Origin of the sequence: Okeania sp. SIO3B5 (genome assembly GCF_010692555.1) — a bacterium.
Classification (GTDB): domain Bacteria; phylum Cyanobacteriota; class Cyanobacteriia; order Cyanobacteriales; family Microcoleaceae; genus Okeania.
Genome location: NZ_JAAHHG010000672.1, coordinates 1 through 4,689 on the forward strand (window position 1 = coordinate 1; position 4,689 = coordinate 4,689).

General features: G+C 33.4%; 5 protein-coding genes. 3 read left to right on the plus strand and 2 right to left on the minus strand.

Annotation, left to right across the window (positions count from 1 at the left end; all coding sequences use genetic code 11):
* Positions 1-338: 338 nt before the first annotated feature.
* The 3 genes from F6K54_RS40645 (at position 339) to F6K54_RS40655 (ending at position 1,280) form a co-directional block, all read left to right on the plus strand.
* A complete protein-coding gene (locus tag F6K54_RS40645; RefSeq protein ID WP_293090116.1) occupies positions 339-638 on the plus strand; it encodes a hypothetical protein in 300 nt (99 codons plus the stop codon).
* A gap of 43 nt (positions 639-681) precedes the next feature.
* Positions 682-885 (plus strand): hypothetical protein, encoded by a 204-nt coding sequence (locus tag F6K54_RS40650; RefSeq protein ID WP_293090117.1) that lies wholly within the window; start codon positions 682-684, stop codon positions 883-885.
* A 149-nt stretch (positions 886-1,034) separates the two neighbouring features.
* The gene (locus F6K54_RS40655; protein ID WP_293090119.1) at positions 1,035-1,280 is read left to right on the plus strand and encodes a hypothetical protein; all 246 of its coding nucleotides are present in this window, start codon (positions 1,035-1,037) and stop codon (positions 1,278-1,280) included.
* A 336-nt stretch (positions 1,281-1,616) separates the two neighbouring features.
* Here F6K54_RS40655 and F6K54_RS40660 read toward each other — a convergent pair whose 3' ends face one another.
* The gene (locus F6K54_RS40660; protein WP_293090120.1) at positions 1,617-2,471 is read right to left on the minus strand and encodes a mechanosensitive ion channel family protein; all 855 of its coding nucleotides are present in this window, start codon (positions 2,469-2,471) and stop codon (positions 1,617-1,619) included.
* A 636-nt stretch (positions 2,472-3,107) separates the two neighbouring features.
* A complete protein-coding gene (locus F6K54_RS40665; protein WP_293090122.1) occupies positions 3,108-4,238 on the minus strand; it encodes a hypothetical protein in 1,131 nt (376 codons plus the stop codon).
* Positions 4,239-4,689: the final 451 nt, after the last annotated feature.

Genomic DNA, 4,689 nt, shown 5'->3' on the forward strand with positions numbered 1-4,689 from the left:
TCAAAAAATTACCTAAATAACACGTGAGTATGAAAGCCATCGTCTTTTAAGCGATGGATGAAAGGCGAGGAGTCGGATTTTAATCCGAAGTATTTTATTTTACCGAAAAGCAACGTTGAAGGCCCCCATGTTTGGACCGGGGCATGAAAATAAGGGAATCGTTGAGACTAGACAACTAAAGTTTTCCTGTGCTATTGTTAGCTACAATTAAGTTTTCCCACGGCCGTTTCAAATGTACTGTTGTCACCAGGTTTTAGTAAATAAAAATCCCGAATTAATTGCTATCTTAAAATTCTTGTGCGAAGAGTCTCACAAGCTAACTAACATGGGAATATATTATGGTCGGCAATTATTTTTTAAGTCTCACAAAACTCTGGGCAAGTATGACTTGGAAAAAGTCTATAAACACAACTATCATTACAAAGTTTTATATTCGCTCTTCAGCACAACAAATATTGAGAACTGTAGCTGAATCATTTAGGTCTTATTATGGTCTTATTATTGCCTATAGTTCAGGAAAAATCTCACACAGACCAAGGATTCCTAACTACAGAAAAAAAGGGGGAATGGCTACAGTTAGTTATCCTTTTCAAGCATTAAAACTTAAAGGTAATCAAATTAGAGTACCACGCTTGTAATACCTGTAAACGGTGGTTTGGAGTAGATAGCTTTTTAATTCCAATGCCTAGTATAAGAGCATTTTCTACTCTCAAGGAACTGAGAATCCTACCAAGAAATAGATGTTTTTACTATGAATTTGTCTATCAACAAGAAGTAGTTAAACCTCAATTAAGTCAAGAAAATGTATTAGGAATTGACCATGGTTTAAATAACTGGTTGACCTGTGTATTGAATGTGGGTACAAGCACGGGTTCTAGATGGTAAACACCCACCCCTTTGGTTCCCCTCCCGGGAGGGCATAGGGGTGGGTTGGTACAACAAACAGGTATCAACTATTAAAGAAAATCAACCTCAAGGATTTTGGTCAAATAGACTAGCTGCCATTACAGAAAAGCATAACCGCCAAATTCGATTTGGGTATTAATAAAGCAGCCAGAATAGTAATTAATCATTGTTTAAAAAATAATATCGGTACTATTGTATTTGGTTGGAATCAAGGTCAGAAAAATCAAATAAAATTAGGGAAAAAAAGTAATTCAGAATTTGTACCAATTCCTACTGCTCGACTCAAAGAGAGAATAGTTCAGTTGTGTGATGAATATGGAATTATTTTTATAGAAACTGAAATATACAAGTATTGCTTCATTTTTAGATGGTGACTATCTACCAACTTATGGTGAGAAACCCGATGATTGGAAACCGTCACCGAAAAGAATAAAGCGATGCAGCGCCGCCAAAGGGGGTTCCCCCCATGAGCGACTGCATCAAGAAGCGTGGTTTGTATAGAAGTGGTAATAATTGGTTGATTAATGCAGACTGCAATGGAGCTGCAAATATAATCGCAAAAGTAAGCAGAAAGCTAGGTTTAAACCTCAGCCGACTGTATAGGGGCACTTTGACTTGTCCCCAGAGAGTTTATCTTTGGTCAGCTAAGAAGAGACGGGGCAACACGGATTTATCCTGTTGCTTAGTATCTACCTAGAATCCCCTCGCCTTCAGCCAGGGAAGTAGTCAATTTTAGGGTAATTAAAATTATGTTTAGTAAAAGCTTGTTTAACTCGCCTCACTAAATCAGTTTTGTAAACATATTCATCCCTAGCATCTATAGGATAAGACTTTAACTGATATTGAGTTCCCCAAGGTTTTTCCTCAACTAATACAGTAATTGGAAGTTTTAATTGAGTGTACTTACTGGTATAAGCAGCCAGATGTAAAATTTTAATAACCAGTTCAGAATCGACTCCATGAGCCAAATAAAAATCAGTTGTGACTTGAGCTTCTAAAGCACCACTATTAGCATTAGATATTGGCTCATTCCAAATTTTGTTATGGGGAATAAATATCAGATTATCTTCAACAGTTTGTAAACGTATTCCCCGCAAATCATAAGTAATAATTTCGCCATAATTTTCTCCAATTTGAACTCTATCTCCTACTCGATAAGGAATTTCAAATAGAGCTACTACTCCAGCAATTAGAGAACTAACATAATCTTTAAAAGCAAAACCTAAAGCCACAGCAATTGTTCCGGTTATAGCTAATAAATTTTCAGTCGAAAGTTGCAAAAACAAACTCAATATATATATTGTGGAAGTTAATAAAATTAAGGCTTGTAGAAAAGGCTCTGACTGTTTGGCTGCTGCTCGAAATTTTAAAGGAACTCTTTCTGATAACCACTTACTCAAAGATTTAACGCTAATGAGAAATCCATAAGCAAGAGCTAAAGCAATTACTGTTCGCAGAATAGTCTGAATATTTATATCTTTGATGCCTATTCCATTTAATCCTGGCGCTACTGTAAGTAGATGAAAATGAAAAAAGAATGTTAACCCTAGATAGTTGAAAATCATTATACCTCTTGCAAAAAATTTAATTAAATCAGTTCCAGATATTAAATCAGCAATTTAATCTCACCATTCCCTATGTAAGCAAACAGCCGTCAGCCATCAGCACTTCCCTGCGGGATGCTCGCAAACAGCTATTACTTTTAGTTTAGGATAAAAGCTTTATTAATTGTCTTACTACAAAAGTTGCCTTCCTTGCTCTTAAAGTCAGTTATTAATTTAAAAACTGTCCTATATGAGAGAGTCTTGTTGCGCTCTAGCTGACAGCTAATAGGTAAATGCTTACCGAATAATTAATAATTATTAATTAAATAATTCAGCTTACTATGCCTCCCCTTTAAAGGGAAAAAAAAGAAATAATATTTTCTTACATTCAATCAAGAACGGTTTGAACCAGAGGTAATTAGGGTTTGCTGAAAAAAGTTTTTTTTAAGGAGTAGGGGAGATTTTTTTTGTCCAACTATGCGCTAAAAATGCTAACTTTTTGAGCATGAAGAGCTGAAAACCATGTACTTTTTCAATACCTAAAAAGGCTAAAATCTTTATCTGGTAATTATTTGAGATTTAATCAGCAAACCCTAATTATTCATTATTCATTATTCATTATTCATTATTCATTATTCCCTGACTTCTGCGATAAATCTATTCTATTAAATCAGTAATAAAATTATATTTTTTTAAATGCTTACGTAGCTTTGGATAATATTTAGGATGAATACTCAAAAGATTATTAAAAAGTTGAATTACTCCCATACGTAACAATTTTTGAATTTGGAATTGAATTCTGCTTTCAGATTCTCCCAAACTCAAAGCAAGGTGAGATAAATTAATTTCTTTGTGCAAAAACAGAGAAAATAAAAGATAGCGATCGCTACTGCTTAATTCTGGTAAATCTAATGATTTAATTTGATGATACTCTACTAAAATATTCTCTTTTTCTGTTTCTTGAGAATTAATATTTTCCATATTTGCCATACTCAAAGATTTTAGCCATAATTGAGAAGCTGATGAACTTAAACCTTGAGCAATATAAGATAAATAATCAAAATGTTCTTGCATTTTAGCCAATTGTTTTTCTTCATCTAGGTCATTTTTTTGAAACTGCATTTTAGTAAAAACAGGAGTCAGCCACTCCATAAGTTCTTCTCCTGTGATAGTCGGTAATAATAGAGTTGTTTCAAAGTAAGAATTAATATTATAAATATAGTCAAGATACTGCCACGTTAAAGAACTACAACCAATTAACCAAAATCGAGAATGATCTTGAAAGATTCTATTTCTTAAAAACTCAATTCCATCCAAACCATGTATGTGTCGTAGAAAGCAAAATTCCAAGCAAGGAATAACTACTAATTCCTGAAATTTGCCAGAATTACAATCGACATCCAACTTTGCAGACAAACCTAAATCATTTTGTAATTTGGAGACAATCTTCAGGAAATCTTTAGGTCGATTTGACCAGGATAATAATTTTATATTTCTGACATTTTCATAACTCCAATTAACTAAAGCTGTCTGAATAATTTGAGATAAAGGTTCTATAGAACTACTCAGAATTACCAATTCATTAGCTTCTGGATTATCTTGCCATTGGCATAATGCTTCTTCTAAAGTAGATTGCAAAATTTCGACATATTTAGGATGACAAGGTAAAGCCTGAATTTGTTGATTTAAACTAGAAATAAAATTTTTCGGTAGTTCATTAAGTTCATTGTCAGTTTCCTGGAATGGAACTTTTATAAACAGAGATTTTAATCGATCAAAGATTTGCATGATTTTATTAGTATTCACAATAAGTTGTTATAGCAGGGAACAGGGAATCTTTACCAGGGAAAAGTAGAAAAATTACCCTGTCTAAAGATAATTATCAGTCTATGTCAACGCTCTATCTTTCTGGCGATGGCTTATCCGCTGTTGTTTATCGTGGTATTTCTATGACTATTAGACATCTGTTCATTAATGGATAATTGATAATAGATAATTGATAATTACCTCTGGTTAAAACCGTTACGGAATTGAATATAAGGAAATATTTTTTCTTCTCTTGGTTGATTGGATATTGCGAGGGGACTTCGCCATCCGGAGACCGCTTTTTTCACCTTAAAAGGGGAGGCTTCAAGGCGCGAATTATTTAATAATTAATAATTAATAATTAATAATTCATTCGGTAAAAATTAAAAATCAAATCAATTATTATCCATAAATTATCAATTATTTCCCCCTG